The sequence below is a fragment of the bacterium 336/3 genome (assembly GCA_001281695.1).
Classification (GTDB): domain Bacteria; phylum Bacteroidota; class Bacteroidia; order Cytophagales; family Thermonemataceae; genus Raineya.
In genome coordinates, this window is the sequence record LJIE01000001.1 from 2,157,114 (window position 1) to 2,177,808 (window position 20,695).

At 32.8% G+C, this 20,695-nt stretch carries 18 protein-coding genes; 8 read left to right on the forward strand and 10 right to left on the reverse strand.

The window, feature by feature from the left end; all coding sequences use genetic code 11:
* Positions 1-9 precede the first annotated feature (9 nt).
* Positions 10-423: a hypothetical protein gene (locus tag AD998_10005; GenBank protein ID KOY86433.1), complete on the forward strand. Its 414-nt coding sequence runs from the start codon at positions 10-12 to the stop codon at positions 421-423.
* Positions 424-432: 9 nt separating this feature from the next.
* Here AD998_10005 and AD998_10010 read toward each other — a convergent pair whose 3' ends face one another.
* Positions 433-858, reverse strand: coding sequence for a hypothetical protein (locus tag AD998_10010; protein ID KOY86434.1), 426 nt, complete (start codon positions 856-858; stop codon positions 433-435).
* Between the two features lie 159 nt (positions 859-1,017).
* Between AD998_10010 and AD998_10015 the strand changes: the two genes are divergently transcribed.
* From AD998_10015 to AD998_10030, 4 genes are all read left to right on the forward strand, one after another.
* Positions 1,018-1,827 (forward strand): hypothetical protein, encoded by an 810-nt coding sequence (locus tag AD998_10015; GenBank protein ID KOY86435.1) that lies wholly within the window; start codon positions 1,018-1,020, stop codon positions 1,825-1,827.
* Between the two features lie 92 nt (positions 1,828-1,919).
* Positions 1,920-2,375, forward strand: a complete 456-nt coding sequence (locus AD998_10020; GenBank protein ID KOY86436.1) for a hypothetical protein — start codon at positions 1,920-1,922, stop codon at positions 2,373-2,375.
* A 104-nt stretch (positions 2,376-2,479) separates the two neighbouring features.
* A complete protein-coding gene (locus tag AD998_10025; protein KOY86437.1) occupies positions 2,480-3,139 on the forward strand; it encodes a uracil phosphoribosyltransferase in 660 nt (219 codons plus the stop codon).
* A gap of 235 nt (positions 3,140-3,374) precedes the next feature.
* On the forward strand, positions 3,375-3,929 hold the full coding sequence (locus tag AD998_10030) for a hypothetical protein (GenBank protein ID KOY86438.1): 555 nt from the start codon (positions 3,375-3,377) through the stop codon (positions 3,927-3,929).
* A gap of 47 nt (positions 3,930-3,976) precedes the next feature.
* On the opposite strand, the gene AD998_10035 is transcribed toward AD998_10030, so the two are convergent.
* From AD998_10035 to AD998_10050, 4 genes are all read right to left on the reverse strand, one after another.
* Positions 3,977-4,405 carry a hypothetical protein gene (locus AD998_10035; GenBank protein ID KOY86439.1) on the reverse strand — a complete coding sequence of 143 codons (429 nt, stop codon included), beginning with the start codon at positions 4,403-4,405 and terminating at the stop codon, positions 3,977-3,979.
* Between the two features lie 19 nt (positions 4,406-4,424).
* Entirely contained in the window at positions 4,425-9,719 is a 5,295-nt protein-coding gene (locus tag AD998_10040; protein ID KOY86440.1) for a hypothetical protein, read from the reverse strand.
* Positions 9,720-10,263: 544 nt separating this feature from the next.
* Complete coding sequence (locus tag AD998_10045) at positions 10,264-10,707, reverse strand: damage-inducible protein DinB (protein ID KOY88139.1); 444 nt, start codon at positions 10,705-10,707, stop codon at positions 10,264-10,266.
* A gap of 71 nt (positions 10,708-10,778) precedes the next feature.
* Complete coding sequence (locus AD998_10050; GenBank protein ID KOY86441.1) at positions 10,779-11,957, reverse strand: acetyl-CoA acetyltransferase; 1,179 nt, start codon at positions 11,955-11,957, stop codon at positions 10,779-10,781.
* A gap of 303 nt (positions 11,958-12,260) precedes the next feature.
* On the opposite strand from AD998_10050, the gene AD998_10055 reads away from it, so the two are divergent.
* From AD998_10055 to AD998_10065, 3 genes are all read left to right on the forward strand, one after another.
* Complete coding sequence (locus tag AD998_10055) at positions 12,261-12,851, forward strand: hypothetical protein (protein KOY86442.1); 591 nt, start codon at positions 12,261-12,263, stop codon at positions 12,849-12,851.
* A gap of 71 nt (positions 12,852-12,922) precedes the next feature.
* Positions 12,923-13,723, forward strand: a complete 801-nt coding sequence (locus tag AD998_10060) for a hypothetical protein (protein ID KOY86443.1) — start codon at positions 12,923-12,925, stop codon at positions 13,721-13,723.
* A gap of 171 nt (positions 13,724-13,894) precedes the next feature.
* A complete protein-coding gene (locus AD998_10065; GenBank protein ID KOY86444.1) occupies positions 13,895-15,373 on the forward strand; it encodes a hypothetical protein in 1,479 nt (492 codons plus the stop codon).
* A gap of 36 nt (positions 15,374-15,409) precedes the next feature.
* On the opposite strand, the gene AD998_10070 is transcribed toward AD998_10065, so the two are convergent.
* The 5 genes from AD998_10070 to AD998_10090 all read right to left on the reverse strand — a co-directional run bounded on the left by AD998_10070 (position 15,410) and on the right by AD998_10090 (position 20,501).
* Positions 15,410-15,880, reverse strand: coding sequence for an acetyltransferase (locus tag AD998_10070; GenBank protein ID KOY86445.1), 471 nt, complete (start codon positions 15,878-15,880; stop codon positions 15,410-15,412).
* 38 nt (positions 15,881-15,918) lie between these two features.
* Positions 15,919-16,644 (reverse strand): hypothetical protein, encoded by a 726-nt coding sequence (locus tag AD998_10075; protein ID KOY86446.1) that lies wholly within the window; start codon positions 16,642-16,644, stop codon positions 15,919-15,921.
* A 9-nt stretch (positions 16,645-16,653) separates the two neighbouring features.
* Positions 16,654-18,030: a hypothetical protein gene (locus AD998_10080; GenBank protein KOY86447.1), complete on the reverse strand. Its 1,377-nt coding sequence runs from the start codon at positions 18,028-18,030 to the stop codon at positions 16,654-16,656.
* A gap of 122 nt (positions 18,031-18,152) precedes the next feature.
* Positions 18,153-19,151 carry a hypothetical protein gene (locus AD998_10085; GenBank protein KOY86448.1) on the reverse strand — a complete coding sequence of 333 codons (999 nt, stop codon included), beginning with the start codon at positions 19,149-19,151 and terminating at the stop codon, positions 18,153-18,155.
* A gap of 198 nt (positions 19,152-19,349) precedes the next feature.
* Entirely contained in the window at positions 19,350-20,501 is a 1,152-nt protein-coding gene (locus tag AD998_10090; protein KOY86449.1) for a hypothetical protein, read from the reverse strand.
* Positions 20,502-20,695 lie beyond the last annotated feature (194 nt).

Sequence of the window (20,695 nt, forward strand, 5' to 3'; positions counted from 1 at the left end):
GCTTGTTTTATGAAAAAGATAGTAGGATTATTTTTTGGCATATTTTTGTTATTGAGTTCTTCTTTTGCTCAAAATGAAAAACTAAAATGGCTGGAAGGGAAATGGGAAGGCAAAGGAGTTTTTGGACAAGACAGAAGTGAAATAATCAAATGTGAATTGAGTTTTGATTCAAAAACACAACTATTAACTATAAAAACTACCAAAGAAACATTTTATAAAGACTTTAAAAATGCAGATAAAGGAACTTATGATATAGGAGACAAAATAAGAGTTTTTATTGATGGGGACATAACAGCCTTAAATAAAAATATTTATATCTCTAAACATTATGAGGATGCTTCTGGTAAGTATTTGATAGTTTCGTGTTTTTTTACTCGTCAAAAAGATAATCTTGAATTTTTTGCCATTCTCAAAAAACAATAATCTTTTCTTTTATGTACGCTGATTTGCAAAAATAACGCTTTTCATGATCTCTGCTACTTCTTGATAAACAGCTACCCAAGCATCATGTAAATCTTTATCCCAACTATCAACCAAAGAGACTTCAAACATATTGATCAAAGCATTACCAAAATGAGTAAAATACTCAGGTTTTAGTCCATAACCTACATGCCTTGTAGCTAATTCTACAAGGTCTTTTTCAAATATATCAGGATTATCAAGTCCTTTTACGATTTTCCCGATGGCAGCCACAAGCATCTGTCCTTGTTTGTCTATTGAAGTGTTTTTAAAAAGGTCTTTGGCTTCAGGAATATCCATAAAAAGCTTTTCATAAACTATTGTGCTGTTTTTGAGTGTATGAATCAGTACTCTTGGAAAAGAGGACTTGATAATTTCCTTTTGTTCTGCTGTGATCATACTTACATTGAATTTATTTAGTGCAATGATGATAGATTTTCATTGAATAAAAAATGACAAAAATCATCTTGTCTATTTATGATTATCTAAAATTCTTTTTTGTAAAAAACTCTGAAAATGATTAAATTGCATTTCTAAAATTGTAATCAATTTATAATTATGAGCAAAAACACCGCAGAATATTGGTATAGACTAGCTGTGAAAATTGATAAGGATGTTGAAACAGCACTGCAAAGAGAAAGTATCACGTTAGTACAATATGCTGATGCTATAAAGGCAATGATGTATTCACTTACAAGAAAAAACGTGTTTGTAAATCCATACTGGAATGACCCTTTAGAGGATGCAATGGGAGGTCTTTTTGATATGGTTTCTTTGTATTTTCATAACAATACCAATGCAGTAGTGATGATTCCAATGGCTTTAGATTTGATTGTAACAGGTAATCAACCACATACTTACATGACTGATTTTTTGGCTGATGTCATTACTATGGGTATGCCTGATAAAAAAAGAGTTTCCAAAAAAATAGAACCAGAAATACCTGCTGATCCACAAGAAGAAGCAGGCAGACAAATGGGGCATATCAATTACTTAATTGAAGAAATCAATAATTATGCTCGCCAAGAAGACTTTTTAAATGCTCTCAGAACTATTAATGAGATAGTTCCACAAATAGAGTCTTTTTCTCAACGAGAAATAGTAGTGATAGATTTACCAGCAATTCTTAATAACAAAGCATATTTTACACTTAAAATAGGTAAACCTGAAAATGCTTTGGAAGTTGTACAAGACCTTATTCAAAAAAAACCTGACTATGCTCTTGCATATCATACTCAAGCAGAAATTTTTGATGAAATGAAACGTTATAGAGAGGCTGTTATTAGTATAGATAAAGCAATTTCTTTAGAAGAAAGTGCTGATAAAATTGACTATAAAAATCAGCTTTTAGCTAAAATAGGAGGGTAGAAAAAAAAGTAAAAAAACCTTTGATACTATTAGAAAAAAATGCAACTTGTTCACAGTTAAAACATATTCTAATCTTTAAAATTACAAAAATTATGGGATTTTTTAGTAAACTTTTATCTACAGCAGGTGTTTCTGTAAGCAAACCAATTATCAACAACGAACAAGAAGCATTTTTGACAATTGTAGTAGCAGCAGGTTCTGCAGATGGAGATATTGAAGGTGAAGAGTGGGATACAATCTATGACACCCTTTTCCAGAAAAAAATGTTCGGTTCTGTGGACATTTGGTCTTTGATAGAAGAGTGTAAAACTAATATTAAAGGTTATGAAAGTTTATCTACTGCTGTAAATGAGTGTGCTCCTATGATTAAAGCAGAGAACAGAGATATGCTTTTTGCTGTGTGTACTGACTTAGTTTTGATTGATGGCTACCTAACTGCTAATGAAGAAGCTATTATCGAACACTTAAAAAATTCTTTAGGCGTTTCTGACGATTTAGCAATGAAAACCGTAGAGGTAATGCTTGTTCGTAACAAAGGAAATGTTTAATTCTATATTTCTTTCAAGAAAAACCCTAAATTCGTTTAGGGTTTTTTTTATGTTTATTAAATTCTTTTTAATATTGTTGCTGTAAAAACCTAAACCTGCTTTTTATGTTTGTGCTAACTTCCCAAAATTCTATTGCCAACGAATGGATAGCTTCTATGCGTAATGTGCAAACACAACAAAATAGAGCTAATTTTAGAAAAAATATGGTTAGAGTTGGAGAAGTGTTGGCTTATGAAATTTCAAAAAGCTTAACTTATCATCACAAAACCATTCAAACGCCTTTAGCAACAACAGAAGTACAGCTTCCTGATGATAAAATTGTTTTAGCAACAATTTTAAGAGCAGGTTTGCCATTTTATCAAGGTTTTTTAAATGTATTTGAAAATGCAGAAAGTGCCTTTTTAGGTGCTTATAGAGGTGAACACCAAGCCGATGATAGTTTTGAAATACAATTACACTACTCTGTAACGCCAGATTTGACAGGTAAAACACTCATTATTATAGACCCTATGCTTGCCACAGGCAAATCTCTATTGATTGCCCTTAAAAAATTACTTAAAAATGGTGAACCCAAGCAAATCCATGTGGCAAGTATCATAGCCAGCCAAGCTGGTAGTGACCATTTATCACAAGGCATTATGGATTTTTATTTTGGAGATTATGAATTTTGGTTCGGAGCCTTAGATCCCGAACTCAACCATAAATCGTATATTGTACCAGGGCTTGGCGATGCAGGCGATTTGGCTTTTGGTGTGAAATTGTAGGTTTCAGGATAAGAGATAAGAAAAAGGAGAAAGAACAGAAAGCCTTGTTACTTATTTTTATTTATAGAGAATAAAAAACGAATGTAAATTGTTAAAAGTAAGGATTTTGTAAAAAAATCTTTACTTTTTTTATTTTTTTGAAATCCAATTAGAAGCTTCATTTCGTATATGTATTTGTTGAACGTTTAACACACAAACTATTTTTAATCTTAAAACTCAAAACACAACAAAATCCATGAGAAAATCTTTCATGATTCTCGCTTTTGCACTTTTAAGTGCTACGACTACATTTGCTCAAAATAAAGTAAAAACAGTTCAAGTAGGAGGGGCAGCTATGTACCCAAATAAGAATATCATTGAAAATGCAATGAATTCTAAAGATCATACTACACTTGTGGCTGCTGTAAAAGCTGCCGAACTTGTAGAAACACTACAAGGAGTAGGGCCTTTTACTGTATTTGCACCTACCAATGCAGCCTTCGATAAACTGCCCAAAGGAACAGTCGAAACACTTTTAAAACCAGAAAACAAAAGTTTACTTACAACTGTGCTTACATATCACGTAATAGCAGGTAAATACAATGCTGTGGATATAGCTGCAGCCATTAAAAAAGGAAATGGAACAGCAACTTTTACAACTGTACAAGGTGGTTCTCTGAAAGCTATGATGATGGGTAAAAAATTGGTATTGATGGATGAAAAAGGAGGAAAGTCTACAGTAACCATCGCAGATGTAAATCAAAGTAATGGAGTTATTCATGTAGTAGATACAGTAGTAATGCCTAAATAAAGTAACTTTTTCACAAAGGAAAATGCACAAGTAGCTTATTTTATAGGCTACTTGTCTTCTTCTACTTTGCCCTCATTTAGTTTATTTAGCATAATACCAAATGGACTATAAAAATCTTCTGTCCATGCTCCATTCCTAAAGATAAAAGATAGAAAAGCTCCATAAGTTTGAGGTTTCCTGATAACCAAATTATCACCTTCTTTAGGCATGTATTCAAAATCGAAGCAGTTTCTATCGTTCAAATTTAAAAGTATCCATTCCGATGTGAGTCCTTGACCAATATCGTTGGAAGGAGGTTCATATATTCCTTCCATCATGCTTTCAAAAGTTTCTACAAACTCCCTAAGATACCAACGATAAGAGTTTTCTTCATTTTGAGGAGATTTCTTATATCTTCTTGAGTTTTTATTATGGATAATGGGCTTTTCTTTCTCTTGACAACTACATAAAACAAAACCTTTTTCAAAATCACACATAAAGACAGTACATTTTTAGCTATTTTAAACGAACAAATGGTTTGGTTATCAATCCTTTATTTGTATGAATTTGAATAAAATATACACCTTCAGATAAATTCTGGCAATCTATTTTAGCTTCTTGAAGCCCTTTTATGATTTTATTATCAAGTTTTTTATGAACTAAATCAAATACCTGAATATCATAAATTTGCAGATTATAATTTAAAGTAGATAGTGTGATAAAATCTTGATGGCTTGGATTAGGATAAATACTAATTTGCTTGTGCAAATCCTTATTCAAGTTACTTACTAAGCCATACTTATTAATACGCATCACAACCACAGTATCACTGGGGTTATAATTGTTATCTCCTTTTTGATAAGCTTTTATATCAGATTCACCAGCTAAATTATCTGAAATTAATAAAGTGTTACTATTGGTTATTTTGGCAACATTTTCGTTGGTAGAAAAGAACTCAACTGTAAGACCTGAACTCGCAGTAGCAGAAATAGTATAAGTATTATCTGAATTGGGAATAGCTAAAAATGTACTAATATCTACAAATTGAGTGGCTTTGAGAACTTTCAGCGTTATGTTTAAAGTTCCATTTAGTACACCATCTGTAGCTCCCAATACAAAATTAAAATTACCTGTAACAGAAGGTATTCCTGTTAAATCTCCTGTGCTTGTCAGAGTTAATCCAGCAGGTAATGAGCCAGATACAATAGAAAATGTGTAAGGGGCTGTTCCTCCTGTTGCTGTAAATAATTGGTTATAGGCTAAATCAACGATTGCATCTGGAACTACATTTGGACTAATTGTTAAGGTGGGTAATGGCGTTGAAAACACGGTATAAGTTTTTGTACCTGTTCCTTGTGGATTTATTGTTGTATAATTAGGTGAAGGAATTGAACTAAATGTTGTTGGTTCTTCTAACCAAGAGGATGTACCATCAAATCTCCTTATTTTACTTGTTGAAGCTGTTGAACCTGAATTATCAAAACGAATATTTACATTGTTTGTACCACTATTTACTATCCAAGACCCCAAAGCTATATCTGTTGGCGTTGGATTAGGCATAAAGTTGATGCTAGGAGTAAATCTTATACTTACATTAGCATTGTTTCCATTCAACAAAGTAACAGGTGTATACTGAGCACTACCTATTGGAAATAAAGAGGCAGAAGCAGATACTGGTCTTGTGAAAACACCAGTCATATTGGTTTCTATCCATCCATTAGTAACAGATAAATTGATTTCAGCTCCTGTATAGGTCAAACTTGATGTACCTAATATGAGTTTGCCATTTGACAATGAAAGCCCATTGCTAACAGTACTATTATTATTCAAATTGACATGGGCTATATTATCGATGACCAAATTGTAAAAAGGTACTACTCCTGTAATAGTTTGGTTGTTACTCCCGTTAAAATTAACGGTGCTGGTGTTGGTATTAATGGTTCTATTGCTGGTAAAATTTCCACGAACATTGATAGTACTTGCTCCAAAATCTACATTTGAGTTATTTGTAAAGTTTCCCAAAACTGTTAGTGTATTTCCTAATGTATTCAATGTATTTCCAGCACCTCCATCAGCTAAGAAGTTTCCATTTACAGTTGTTGTTCCAACCAAAGTTCTTGTAAAACTACTTGTAGTCAAATGAAAATAATCTGTCGCTTTTACTGCTTCGCAACCTGCACAAGGAGTTTGTGTGCTTCGATACTCAACAGTATTATTGTTTGCAGTGGCAGTTAGTTTTCCTATACTCATCACAGGTTGTTTGTTAAGTATAAAAGACAAAAAACTATTGTCAGCATTTATCCACTCGCTATTAGCATTTTTTCCATTCAAATCACAACCTATTATTACATTTGCAATATTGTTGTTGGTAACTATAATATTGTTATTAATTTCTACAACTGCATTATTCCCTCCACTAAACCGAATATTTTTATTTCCTGTTAAAATCAAATTCTGGTCAATAAAAATATTTGTATTTGCACTTGTTCCAAATGTGAGAGGTGTTACAGGTGCAAAATTTGAAGTATGATTAATAGTTTGAATACTTAAACCTGAAAACTGTAAAGTTCCATTACCTGTTAAATTAAATAAAGCATTATCTATCACATCTATATCTCCATTAAATATATAATTTTGACCTCCAGCCTTTGTGATTTGCCCATTTCCTCGTACTGTAAGTTTACCTTGAAATGTTGTTGATCCTCCATTTACATCATCATCTACTAAACCTTCTATAAATGTTTGTCCATTTACAACCAAATTACCACTGCCAAATCGTAATACTCCAGTGCTACCAATTGATAATGCTTGAGATACAGTCAAAGTATTGCTTGCACTACTAATTTTTAAACGACTAGTGCCTGTATGGTCAATATTCATATCTGAAACAGTTATATTCTGATTGATAATTTGTTCGACTGTTTGGCCTGAACAATCCCATGTAAAATTTCCAAAAGTTTGATTGAAGCCTCCTGTAATAGTAGTGGATGTTATACCTTCTATGACACATTGAGATGTTGGATTCCATGTAGCTGTTGGAATAATACCCCCATTTTTTGCATGAATATATATTCCGTTTGCTCCAAATGTTAAACTGTTAGGTATGGCAGTACCAGTTGAAGAGGCATTTCTGAGTATGCCATTAATAGTTGTAGAAATAGGGTTTGTTAAATTAAGTGTCCCAGCATCAATATTAATTGTTGAACCTGAAGATGTAATGAGGGATGCAATGGCATTTGTATTTCCATTTTGAAGAGTAAGTGTACCTCCTGTCAAGACTTCTATAGAATTATTTGTACCTATGTTATTTGCTGAAGGAACAGTAACAGGGTGTCCTATAAAAACTGTTATATTACCAGCATTGTTTGGATTACAACCACAATCAGGACCTGTGGCTCCAACTGTTGACCAATTGCCATTAGTATCCCAAACAGCATTACCCATAGAATAATAATTGGAGGCTGTGCCACCAACCACAACACCTCCTGAAAATTCAGAAGTATTGCCATTTGCGTCTGTTGCCAATAAAACTAATCTACTAGATCCAACTGTAAGTCCTGTAACACCTGAAAGAGTTTGATTAACATCTGTTAAGGCATTGACACTCGTATAAGTAAGAGTACCTAAGTATCTTTGCCCTTGTAAATTTGTGCTTGCATCAGCTTCATATATATCAATTTGTAAAGGATATACACTATTTGCTGTTGCAGAAGGTACTTTGTAAGTAATTTGTAAATCAGTTCCTGAAAGGGTAGCAGAAGTGATTTCTGGAAAATTTTGGAGATTATTCGCTCCAGCATCAAGATCTTCTGAGCCAGGTGTTGCATCATTGGCTGTAACGCCTGCTGTTCCCAAATCAATGCCTAAAGCAGTGTTGTTGTAAATAATATTAAATCTTAAATTGTTGTTACGAGCTGTGGTATTTGGAATTTCTATCCCTCTTAAAGAGTTTGCAATAATATTTTCATCACCAATTACTCCACCTACAATATTTGCTACAGCTGAAGAATTTTCAATGGTAATGCCTCTACCTGTATTGGTTAAAGGAGTAATACCATCACTTTTTACACCTATTTTATTTTTTTTGATTGTATAAGATTGTGAACCCAATAGTCGTATCCCATGAGAACCTCCCAATATTACATTGCCTGTGATGCTATTTCCAACACCACTTGAAGAAAAAGTACCAACGCCTATTGTTGTTGGTGCTGCTGTTTCATCAGCTCTTACACCTATAAAATTATATTGTATTGTATTATTTGCTGCTCCAAAAATAAAAGCTACATTTTCAGAGCTACCTCCAACAATAATATTACGTCCTTGTATTTGATTTACAGAACTACCTATTTCACAATTGTTAGCTCCATTCAAACCCAAAGCCTCTTGAGAAAAATTTGAAAAAGCAATACCTGTCCTATCTGTACCAATATAGTTGTTATATACTTTTGTAAAATTTCCACCAAATATATAAATACCACGTCTAAACCCACCAGCTATCACGTTTCTATCTTGTGGGGAGAATCCGCCTAAAATATTTGCTGTAACTAAAGAACCAGCATCAGCATTAATAAGAACTCCTAAATTTTCAAAACCTGACCTTATTTTTTTTGTTGTACCATTTGGAGCAAAACCTATAAAATTTCCACTTATAATATTATTATTTCCTGATGGCATTTTGATAGTTCCATAGTCCTCCATTGTATTGGCAGGAATGTTATTAATGGCTAAACCAGTTATTAAACAATTGTTTGTTGATATTCGTATTCCATTTGTTGCAGTACCTGTTCCAAGATTTATGCCGTCTATTTCAATAAGAATATTGGCATTGTTTCCAACAGCTAAGGAGTTTGGTATAGAACCACTTTGTGAGTAGCCATCTACAATAGCTGGTTGTGTAATGACAAAAGCAGCATTTGTTCCTCCTATAATAACATCCATCTTATCACCATCAGCAGGGGCTATTACAAATGGAGGAGCACCTGTTATAGAGAAATCTATATAATCTTTATCTGTATCTGAGTTGGCATCTAAAAGAGCTTGTTTTAAAGAACCTACTCCTGAAGCGGCAGCAGTGGTTACACGTAAAGCCCACAGAGGGTCACTTACATCTACTGCTCCAGAAGAGCCCAATGTACCATTATTTGTAGCACCATTTGTGCCAGAGTTTAATACTGTTTGTCCTGTACCTTCTTCAAAACGCCAAAAGCCCAAAGCTCCGTTATTTGTGTCTTGTATCATATCATTTGCAATATCACCTACTAAACGAACACTATTAAATACTCTAATTTCGTCTAATTGACCTTTGAAATAGTTAAGATTAGTTTGAAGAGATCCAAAAGTAAGAGGTACATTGCCTACTGGAACAACTACATCAGTAGCACTCCCTGAAGCATTTAAGTTTCCATCAATAAAGATTTGCATACTATTACCTGCTCGTGTAACTGCTACATGATGCCAAGCTCCATCATTCACAAGAGTAGCACTTGCTATAGAAAAATCCTCAGGTGTTGGATTTCCATCTCCTATTCCTGCTACGATTCTACCAGCACCCAACGAAACCCCATAATCATTAGGTCCACCATTGTCTTCAGCATCAACTAGACCAAATCCGTTTTGCCAAAATGTAGTAGTTCCACCTGTTTGGGTAGTTTTAATCCAAAATTCAATCGTAAAATTATTTAGATTAATGGCTGGGCTTTTTACTTGGTCATCCACGCCATCAAAATACATACCTCTATTGCCTGGAGGTTGTTGAGCAAAAACATAAAAAGATAATAAGAAAAGAGATAAGTTTAGTAATAACTTCTTCATAGAGTTCTTAATATTTATTGTAACTGTTGATTTTTAACCAAAAATATAAATAAAAATAAATAATATCACACATCATAACAGTCTTTTTTATCTAAAGACTATAACTTGAATATATACAATTTTATTGGAAATCTTTTTTGTGTTATTCTTAAAATTTTCTATTGAGATAATGCAATAAAAATGGTATGTTTTTAGACTAAAAATAAGGAAAAATATTGGTTATTTTGCGAATGAAAAATGACCAGTTGCCAAATGATGAAAACTACCATGTTATTTTTTTTATTTTGGGCAAAATTAGAGATTCTTTCCAAAGGGTTTTGAATTTCTTTACCGACCCAAAAAATGCAGAAAAATTACAAGAGTGGTATCAAGAATAAAATGGCTGGAAAATACCCTATTCACCCCCAAGAAGAATTCATAAAAATAGATTTTTTAGAAAATAAAAAGGTAGTAAAATCTTTTTTATTACAACTTATGATTTGCCCTGAAAGCAGCATTTATAACAAAGTAAATGAGCTTAGTGCAGAAATGTCATGGAAGTAACCTATCTTTTATAAAAAATATAATCTGTGATGATAGGCGTAATACCATTCTGACGCATTTGGGATGCTATTTGAGCTTTGTGATGAGTAGAGTGGTTGGCTATATGAAACAGAATATCCCTGATGGTATTTGAAAATGGTTCTCCTTTGGAGGTTTTGTAGTCAATCACCTTCTCTAAATCCTCTACATCTAATATTTTGGAAGTACTTTCATAATTAGTAACATCTATAGAACGTAATTCTTGTACCAAATGAACTTGTTGTACTGCAAATAAGGGTACTACGCCAACAATACGGGCATTCCAAATATGATGAGCGTTTAAAATATGGCAAAATAACCTATAGGTGTTTTCTGGCAATACGTCCTTGTTTTTTTCTATTTCTTCTACAAGTTTCTGATTGAAATAGTGATGGTATTCGAAAATTTCTTTGAAAAAAGCCTTCATTATTATAGAATTGAAAATGAGCATAAAATAGCCCCTGAGAATACTCTCAGAGGCTTTATTTGTAATGAATATTACATTTTTTCCAAAATAAGGGCAGAAGCACCACCACCACCATTACAGATAGCTATCATACCACGTTTTTTATCTTTTTGGTGTAAAGCATTGATAAGTGTAGTAACAATTCTTGCACCAGAAGCACCTAGAGGATGTCCTAAAGCCACAGCACCACCCAATACATTGGTTTTATCCAAAGGAATATCCAATACTTTATCAAAAGCAAGTGTAACAACAGAGAAAGCTTCATTTACTTCAAATAAGTCAATATCATTGAAAGTAAGACCTGCATTTTTCACTGCCAGAGGAGCAGCTTTGGTAGGAGCAGTTGTAAACCATTCAGGTTCTTGTTGAGCGTCTGCAAAACTGATAATCTTAGCAATAGGTTTTAAGCCTAAAGCTTCAGCTTTTTCTTTACTCATTAATACAAGAGCAGAAGCTCCATCATTGATTTTAGAAGCGTTGGCTGCTGTTACTGTTCCATCAGGAGTGAAAGCAGGCTTCAAAGTAGGGATTTTATCAAAAAATACTTTTTTGTATTCTTCGTCTTCAGTCAGTAAAATAGGCTCACCTTTTCCTTGAGGTACAGAAACACCTACAATCTCATTTTTGAAAGCTCCACTTTTAGTGCTTTCAGCAGCAAGTTCATAAGAACGTACTGTAAATTCATCTTGTTGCTGACGAGAAATATCATATTTCTTAGCAGTAGCATCAGCGAAAACACCCATTGCTTTTTTTGCATAAACATCTTCCAAGCCATCTCTCACCAAGCCATCTAAAAATTCGGCATTACCATATTTATAACCAAAACGAGCTTTAGGTACATAAAAAGGAATGTTTGTCATACTTTCCATACCACCAGCAACTACTACATCATTTAAGCCTAACATAATACTTTGAGCAGCAAGCATAATTGCTTTTGCTCCTGATGCACAGACTTTATTTACAGTTGTAGAGGGAATATCATGCCCTAAACCTCCTAATATCGCTGCTTGAGTGGCAGGTGCTTGTCCTAAATTGGCAGAAATCACGTTACCCATGTAAATTTCTTGTACTTCTTTAGGGTCTAAGCCAGCTTTTTCTAAAGCTCCTTTAATGGCAAAACCACCTAATTGAACTGCTGAAAAAGGAGATAACACACCTCCAAAACTACCTATAGGCGTTCTGACTGCCGAAATTACATATACTTCTTTCATTGAGTTGTTTTTTTAATGATGACCCAAATATAACAAAATAGAATTCTTTTGAGTGCCATTTGAAAGATATATTTTTGGTGTTTATCTATTGGAGAAAGGAAAAAAGAGAAAGGAAAAAAGAGAAAGGAAAAAAGAGAAAGGAAAAAAGAGAAAGGAAAAAAGAGAAAGGAATGTTTTATTCACTTATTTATTTATTAAAAATATACTTGATTTTCAATAATTTATGAAATACTTGAAAAAAATAGTAACTTTTATACAACTTTTTGAAACCAGCGAAACTCTTATACTTGAAAACAAAAAAATATGCTTTACTCAGAACAATTAGTGGCAGAAGCAAGAGCTGGTAGCGAGCAAGCTTTCAATAAGTTGGCTGATAAATGGTATCCAATTATCTATAATTTCGCTTATAAATATTTTGATGATGAAGACAAGGCTATGGAAGCTACACAAAAAACTTTTATCGCAGTCTATCAGAACTTTACAAGCTTACAAGATACATCCAAATTCAAACCATGGATTTATAGAATAGCTCATAATACTTGCCACAACGAACATAAACGAACTAAAAAGAAAAATATTTTTTCGATTTTTAAGAGTAGGGATGATGATGAAAATGTGCAATACATACCCATTGTAGACCAGCATGCAGCGTCTAATCCAGAGTCAGCATACTACATGCAAGAAAATGCAGAAATGATACAAAAAGCATTAGCACAAATAAATCCAGACCAAAAAGTGGTTGTTATTATGAAGGAGTTTGAAGGGATGAAGTTTACAGAAATAGCAGAAACTTTACAAATTTCTGAGAATACAGCAAAAGCTCGATTATACTACGGTCTGCAAGCACTCAAGAAAATATTAGAAAAAAGTATGGAATACGGGAAAGGATTATAAAGAGATAATAGAATAAGAAAATAACAATCAAAAAATTAAAATTTCAGTAGTAAAAATAAAACATTATCAATATGAAGCCTACAAAAGAAATATTAGTGAGCTATTTATATGGAGAGTTGGATGAGCAGACAGCCCAAGAGGTAGCAACATATTTGGCTCAACACCCCGAAGAAAAAGTAGCCTTGGAAGAGCTCAATGATGTAAGAGTTTCTTTAGCACATATCCCAACTAAAAAACCTACCAAACCTTTGGTCATCAGCAGTTTTGAGAAGTCCACTAAAAAACCTTCTCAGCCTACTTTGGGTTTGACAAACTTTAGCAAAAATTTGTTTTCAATGGCTGCCTCGTTGGCAATACTCATTGTGGCTGCTTACCTCACCAATTTTAAAGTGAGCCAAAAAGCAAATGGTTTTGAAATTAGTTTTGGAAAATCAGAAGGCGAAATAGTAAAAGGTAATAGTTTGGAAATGAAAGATGTAGAAGCCTTGTTGCAGAAAAAAATGGATGAAAAAGATGCTTATTATCAAAAAGAAATAAGTGCTTTGAAAAATAAAGCAAATAGCAATCAGAATACAATGATTGCTAATACAGACAAAGATAAGTTTACCAAACAAGAAGTGGTAGAACTGATTCAGAGGGCAAGAAAAGAAGATTATAACATGATGCAACAAGTATTTTTGGCAAATAATCAGGAACAAAATGAGTATCTGAACAAAGCATTCAAGGCTTTTGCAGCATACTGGGAACAAAAACGAGAGCAAGATTTAAACCAAATTGATAAAACGCTTGCTACGTTTAAAGAACAAGCATCAGAAAAATTCAAAGAGAATGATATGATTCTTACTCGCCTCATTGATAATCAGAAACAGTAAAATTTAGATAAGAGACTTGAGATTTTGGAAAAAAGAGAAAGGAAAAAACATCAAATAAGACATTGACCTAACCACATTTTAAATTTTAAAAATAAAAAACCTATGAAAAGGCTATTTGTAATATTCATCTGTCTAGTGCTTGCAAGCACTCTAAACGCTCAAAATACAAAGATGGAGCGTGATTTGAAAGTCTTTGAAACTATGTTGAAAGAGTATTTTTACAGAGATAATGATCAGAATCCTTTTAACTCAAAGGAAATTCAAACAGAATATTTTGAAGGATTTGGAGTAATTGTAAAAGTTTATCCTTTAGGAAAGAATATTATAGACCTTAATTTTCAAGATTTAGAGGATATGAGACATATTCAAGGACAAGGGCATTTTATGATAAATACAGATATTGAGATACCAGAAATGCCAGAATTCCCTAATATGCCAGAATTAAAAGAGCTAAAAGACTTAAATGGTAAAACCATCATTATCAATGGAGAAGAAATAAAAGTATTGGATGGTCATAGCCGTAAGCATGCTCGTAAAGAAATAGAAAATGCAAGAAAGAATGTTGAACGTTCAAGAAAAGAGATGGAGCGTTCTCGTAAGGAAGTGGAACGCTCTCGTAAAGAAATAGAGCTATCTAAAAAAGAGTATGAAATGACAAGAAAAGAATATGAGAAAGAACGTAAAGAGTTTGAGAAAAGAAAAGAAGAAATCATGAAAGAAAGAGAGGAGATGCGTCAAACCATACTCAAAAAAAGAGATAGTCTTATGGAAGTGAATAATAAGGCATTAGAAGAAAAATTAAGAGCATTTTTAACTCAATATGCCGATTTACTCACCGAACTGAAAACCAATGAAAGAATACGTATCATGTATGTCAATGATTCCAATATGAGTACTATTGAATACAGATTTGATAGATATAGAGGGGGAACAGTAGAAGAAGAAAAAGTTTCTAAAAATCAGACATTTCTGGAAATAACAAAAAGTGATATAGATGCCTATAAATCAAATAAAATTTCAGAAAAGGAATTCCAAAATAAAATTAAGAAAAGCCAATTAGAGAAGAATGATAAAAAAGAAATGAGTATTGATTTGATGGGGAGTGTATTGGATAAGCTTTTGGTAAATATAGAAAAGGAAAATACAGAATTTAAAAGCATTGGGCGTGTACAATCCTTTTATTTAGAAGATTTTGGGGTGAAGTATGATGGAAAAATATTTCATAAAAAATTGAGAGAGAGAGAAGAACAAGAGGAAGGTAGATATGAATCTACTTATGATGAAGAAAATGGAGTTGTAAAAGTAGAAATGAAATACAAGACTAAAGACGCCAAGGAACTTAAAAAAATAGAAGAAAAAAATAAAGAAGCAGCTCAAAAAAGAGAAAAAGAAGTAGCAAAATACCATGAAGAACTTGAAAAATTAGGAAAAGAATACTTGGTTTCTTATGGAAAAACGCTATTAAATACACTTAAAAACAACGAAAAATTGATATGGGAGATTACATTTGTAGAACCTCGTGATTTTGATGCTGCAAAAAAAGCTCAAAACATCATATTAAGTGTAAGTAGACAAACTTTGGAACAATACGACAACAAACAGCTTACTTTAGAACAAGCTATGAGCCAAGTAAAAGTAGATAAGAAATAAATACACAAAGCCACCTTTTTTTGAGAGGTGGCTTTTTTAATGAGAATTTAGTTTTTTCCAGAAAACAATTTTATGCTCACCTTCTTGATAAAAATCTCTAATAATAGCTTCTCTTTGATATTGTAGTTTATCATAAAATTTACGAGTCTGTTCAAAGTTTGGAAGACTGGATGTTTCTACGATTAATATTCGTCCTCCTTGTCTTTGTAATGTTTCTTCGATGTATGTCATCAGTTCTGAACCAATACCACGACCCTGAAAATCTTTATGAATAGCAATTAAATAGACATTGTATGTTCTATCAGTTACTTTTTCAGGGGCATAAAAAGCGACAGCAACTGGTTTATTATCAATCTCTTTAGTTATCCAAACTTCTTGTGTATTTTGCCCATCAAGAAAACTTTGTACCATTTCATCTAATAGTTCAGATGGAAATAATTCAGTTGAATGGATAACATTTTTTAACTCTTGAATATCATTTTGGGTAATTGTACGAATTTCTGCCATTTTCTTGATTTTAGAAGATTAATGTTTTGGCAAAAATGCTACTTCCTATTTGTTAAAACTTGTAAGATTCTGCTATTATATACTTTTGAGGGTGTAATGCCTAACATTGCTTTAAAAACATTGCTAAAGTGAGGTTGGTCGTAAAAGCCATTGTTAATCAATGTAGAAAAAAGGTCTTCTTTGGTATATAAATGCTCTTCAACAGTTTTCTTAATTTTGCTCCAAACAAAATACTTTTTTAAAGATATCCCAACGTTTTGTTTAAATAAATGCGAAAGCCTACTTTCTGATAAATTTACTGTATCTATAAGCTCATGAATCATAGAAAAATAGTTCATCTCATGAGTATTCATGAGTGTAATGGCTTTCAATACTCTATCATCATATTTAAGGGAAGTATTGGTTTTATATAAAGCTTCTATGATTTCATTTACACTATTTTCGCTCATAAAACTTCCTTGTTGGACATATAAACCATCAGATAAAATAATACACATATTATTCAATATTTCTTGAAGCCCTCCATGATGTTCAACCATTATGATTTTTAATTCACTTTGGGAAGCAATTAGTTTATGCTTTTTATTAGAATCAATGATGGCAAAATGTAAATGAGAATATTCTTTCACATTATCGAAAATAGAAAATGTTCCATTTTCTGCATAAATAATTTCGACAGGAGGATGAGAATGAAAATCTGTTTCAAAATAGCCAAATCTACTGATATAAATACCTTTTTCTGTATTAAAGTCAATTACTTGCATAATTATAGTTTAATCGTAACTCAATACTTTATCGTGGCTTACTTCAAGGTATTGTCTGATGATTTTCTGTGTATCTCGATTGTCTTGTCTGTTTTCAATAAAGTCTTTAGCTAAACGAGCAGGCGTATTTTTGAGTGTTTCTGTATCTACGAAACCAAAACCCAAATATCTGCCATTTTCTATACAGACCAAAGAATGTTCTTCTTGGGTTCTACCTTTGCCCACAATCACGAAATTGGGCTTTTTAAACTGACTTAGTAGAGCAACGACCTTTTCTACACGCTGATTGTATTTTTCAAAATCTTCTTCGCCTATACAAGCACCTGCACATTCACCTACTCTGTGTCCAAAACAAGCTCCAGCATGTCTGTACATATCACAGAATTTTTGACATAACTCATATTTTTGCTGATATTTTTCAATAATCAAACGAGCCACAGATGCCGATTCTGTAAAGTAAATGGGCATTTTGCCAGCTTTAATTTTATCTGCATACAAATGCAAATAGCCTTCGGTGTCTTTTCTGACAAAAATTCCATAATTATAACTGCTTCGGCGTTGAGCCTTATTGAAGCGAGGTGTATAAAGTTTAATTTCTTCAGATTCGAGCAATAAAGCAACCAATTCGCTACCAGTAATGGTGTAACTAATATCAGCAATGGTATCTTTGAGTTCTGCTGATTTTCTGTTTTTGTTAAACAGCTGAAAATGAGATGCAATACGTTTTTTGATATTTCTGCTTTTGCCTATATAAATCACATTGCCTGTATCATCATGAAAGTAATACACACCTGTTTCTTCAGGTAGTTCGTTTACTTGCTCTCTCTGGATTTTGGGTGGGAGTGTAGCAAATTTAACTTCTTCATCTATAATGTCATTATCAAACTGACTTTCATTGATGTGAATCAGACGACTAAGCAATTTTGCAGTTGCTTCGGCGTCACCTTTAGCTCTGTGTCTGTCTTTTACTTTGATATCAATGCTATTACAAAGTTTACCTAGAGAATAAGAAGGTAACCCAGGTATCAGTTTTCTGCTTAAGCGTACAGTACAAAGCGTTTTACGGTTATAATTGAAACCCAGACTTTTGAATTCTCCTTTGAGAAAAGAGTAATCAAAATGTACATTGTGGGCTACAAAAATGTGTCCTTCTGTAAATTCAACAATATCTTTTGCAATTTCATAAAACTTAGGAGCATCCTCAACCATACTATTGGTAATGCCTGTAAGTTTTGTAATGAAATCGGGAATATATCTTTCTGGATTTATAAGAGAAGTATAAGCATCTACAATTTTTTCTCCATCATGTAAATAAATGGCTATTTCAATGATACGGTCGTAGTCTGGCTTGCTTCCTGTAGTTTCTATATCTACAACAGCATACATATAATCAATTCAGTAATAATAGTTTTCAATATTTTTTACAAATATCTGTAATTTTTACAGAAAAAGAAAACTCTCATAAACTTATGAGAGTCTCAAAAAGGAAAAATAATAAAACTATTGAGTTAATCTCCATCACCACTACTAAATGTAATAGAAATGCCTAATAGAGAACTCATATCACTTTTGAAAAAACGTGTATGGCGTTGTAGTTCTGTATGCAGGTTCTCAAGTGGAGTAGGGTTCGTTTGAATCTGAACAGCTAAACTGGGTGTATTGGGAATATTATTGAGTTGGTTTTTAATCACAAGTAACTGATTTTCTGTAGAAGCAATGAGTGCATTTCCACCTTCTACACTTTCCAAATACTCCTTAAAACCAATACCATCTACACCATCTTTCGATTTTCCATACCAAACATTTTCAATGGCTTGAAAATGCAATTTTATCATATCTAAGCTTTTTCCAGAATAATAAGCCTCTGCTCTTTGAGGTTCTGCTTGGGTCTGTCCTAAACTTTTCCCTAAAGGAATTCCTAATTTTAAGTTTTTAATAGTTTCATAGCTACGAATAAATTCATTGTATAATTGAGATGTGCTACTTCCTACATCTGTACCTGTATTTTGGATAAATTCGTTATAATAAGTACCATTCCAAGCAGAAGCGACAATATCTATTCTGTTTTTAAGATTGCTGATAGCATCCCTTAAATAGTTTTTTCTTGTAGTATTAGAAAAAGTATTGATAATATTCTGCTGATTTCCAGACCCATCAAATATGAGATATTCGATAGCCAAAAAGCCTCTTGCATCTCTGTTGAAATCATTGAAATTAGCTGTATTGTTTGCAATAGCAGTTTCTATTTTGCTTGTAGAAGCAGGAAAAGTGGCTACTTCTTCTACTAAAGATTTATTCAGTCCTTGCTCACCTGCTATGCCAAAATTATAAGCATTGGCATACTGAAAGCTACTATAAGCATTCGTCCAAGCATTTTGCAAAGCCACCAAATTATCAGTATTGGTTGTATTTAAGAAATTATCAGAAACAGTTTTGAGTGTATTGACCTGATTTTGCAAATCTGAATATGCAGGTTTGATAAGGTTTTGAGCATAATTTTCCAACATTTTTTTTCTGTCAAAACTATTGTTCACGTTGGAATCGGATGATTTACAAGCAACTTGTAAAAAACATACAAACAAACATAATATCAACAACCTCATATTTTCTGTCTTTATAATTTTAAACTTATTTAACTTTTTTACGAAAAATTACTTTGAGAAAGGAGAAAAACTCCAGAATTCTCTCTTTTTTAAATAAAATGTTTATCTATTTTGTTCAGCGACCCAATTTTTCTTGAAACTTTCTATTTCTTGGTCAGTGAAGCCATAAATAGTTTTTAGTTTGCTGATAATTTGTTGTAATTTAGGTAATTCGTTGGCTGGATCAGTGATGAATTTGTATGAAGTAGGTGTTGCATTGTAAGGAGCATTCAAAAGTACCAAAACTTCCTCAATTTGAGTATCTGTAATTTTTTTATGATTTTGAGAAATGGTTCTCCACCCATGTATGAATCCTACACACTCACCATAGGCATGCAAAGCAGAAGCTTTCTGATTGTCAGTAGTAGTGGTTTGGCTCATGGTAGAAATTACGCTGTGGCAATAGTTGATTACTGTTGCAGCATTGATTTTCTCCCAAATTAATTTGATTTCAGCAATGGCTTCATCACGTTCTTTGTTGTAGTCTTTTCCTGCTTTAAGGGCTGCTTGTAGCTTTAAAAACTGCTTTTGAATTTGAATATACAAACTATTTGCATCATTGATATCACTTCTACGAGAGGCATAATTAGCCATAGCTTTATCTCTGTTTTCAACAGCTACATTGTTTGAACCAGAATTGGCAAATGCAGGGGTAGCTCCAAAAATAGCCAAAAGTTGGTCAGTAGTAGCAGTTGTGATAGCAGTGCCATCTATCAGATCTGTGGCATGTTTGTATAAAACAGCCCCAAATTGCCCTTTTTCAATCAATTGCTCCATTTCTAAACCATTCTCATCAAAAAGATAAGCACTTGAGCCTGTACCAAATACGCCACCTTGCCCTGTTGGAGTATTGCTGGGCGTATAAGTGCCACCACTTGCTTTGGCAAGTTCATCAAACCAGCCATTTGTACCTTCCAATTTACTTTTATAATAGGTTGTAATAATATTTGCAAGACTTGGGTTGCCAGTTGTAAATAAATTATCCAAAGCTGATTTTGAAACAGTTGTACTCAAAGTACGCCCTTTTTTAGCTTCGTTGGTTATATTGGTCAGTTGTGTAACAACAGCTATCTGAGTAGTTGCATTGGTAGCAAACCCACTGCCATCATAAGCTGTAGGGATTTGTAAAGCAGGGCGTGCTTCATCTTTTTTACAAGAAAATGCTAAAACACCCACAGTAAGTAAAGGTAAAATAGTTTTGTGTAATGATAACATAATTTTATTTAGACTGATTAAAGATAAATATTTATAAAAAAATGCTTTCCTGTAAAAGCGAGAGCAAATCTAAAACATTATTTGTAATAAGTCTAAATAAAAAGATAAAAATGTTGTAAAAAAAATATAAATGATTGATAGCTAATTTAGTTAGAAACTAAGAAATCTATAAACTCTTTGGATTGTTCTTTTGA

Bases quoted from the DNA above. Each gene is read 5' to 3' on its own strand.
- AD998_10055 (KOY86442.1), top strand. From the start codon at position 12,261: ATGCTTTACTCAGAACAATTAGTGGCAGAAGCAAGAGCTGGTAGCGAG.
- AD998_10045 (KOY88139.1), bottom strand. From the start codon at position 10,707: ATGAAGGCTTTTTTCAAAGAAATTTTCGAATACCATCACTATTTCAAT.
- AD998_10050 (KOY86441.1), bottom strand. From the start codon at position 11,957: ATGAAAGAAGTATATGTAATTTCGGCAGTCAGAACGCCTATAGGTAGT.
- AD998_10090 (KOY86449.1), bottom strand. From the start codon at position 20,501: ATGTTATCATTACACAAAACTATTTTACCTTTACTTACTGTGGGTGTT.
- AD998_10025 (KOY86437.1), top strand. From the start codon at position 2,480: ATGTTTGTGCTAACTTCCCAAAATTCTATTGCCAACGAATGGATAGCT.
- AD998_10015 (KOY86435.1), top strand. From the start codon at position 1,018: ATGAGCAAAAACACCGCAGAATATTGGTATAGACTAGCTGTGAAAATT.
- AD998_10060 (KOY86443.1), top strand. From the start codon at position 12,923: ATGAAGCCTACAAAAGAAATATTAGTGAGCTATTTATATGGAGAGTTG.
- AD998_10085 (KOY86448.1), bottom strand. From the start codon at position 19,151: ATGTTGGAAAATTATGCTCAAAACCTTATCAAACCTGCATATTCAGAT.
- AD998_10080 (KOY86447.1), bottom strand. From the start codon at position 18,030: ATGTATGCTGTTGTAGATATAGAAACTACAGGAAGCAAGCCAGACTAC.
- AD998_10030 (KOY86438.1), top strand. From the start codon at position 3,375: ATGAGAAAATCTTTCATGATTCTCGCTTTTGCACTTTTAAGTGCTACG.
- AD998_10010 (KOY86434.1), bottom strand. From the start codon at position 858: ATGATCACAGCAGAACAAAAGGAAATTATCAAGTCCTCTTTTCCAAGA.
- AD998_10005 (KOY86433.1), top strand. From the start codon at position 10: ATGAAAAAGATAGTAGGATTATTTTTTGGCATATTTTTGTTATTGAGT.
- AD998_10040 (KOY86440.1), bottom strand. From the start codon at position 9,719: ATGAAGAAGTTATTACTAAACTTATCTCTTTTCTTATTATCTTTTTAT.
- AD998_10075 (KOY86446.1), bottom strand. From the start codon at position 16,644: ATGCAAGTAATTGACTTTAATACAGAAAAAGGTATTTATATCAGTAGA.
- AD998_10020 (KOY86436.1), top strand. From the start codon at position 1,920: ATGGGATTTTTTAGTAAACTTTTATCTACAGCAGGTGTTTCTGTAAGC.
- AD998_10070 (KOY86445.1), bottom strand. From the start codon at position 15,880: ATGGCAGAAATTCGTACAATTACCCAAAATGATATTCAAGAGTTAAAA.
- AD998_10065 (KOY86444.1), top strand. From the start codon at position 13,895: ATGGAGCGTGATTTGAAAGTCTTTGAAACTATGTTGAAAGAGTATTTT.
- AD998_10035 (KOY86439.1), bottom strand. From the start codon at position 4,405: ATGTGTGATTTTGAAAAAGGTTTTGTTTTATGTAGTTGTCAAGAGAAA.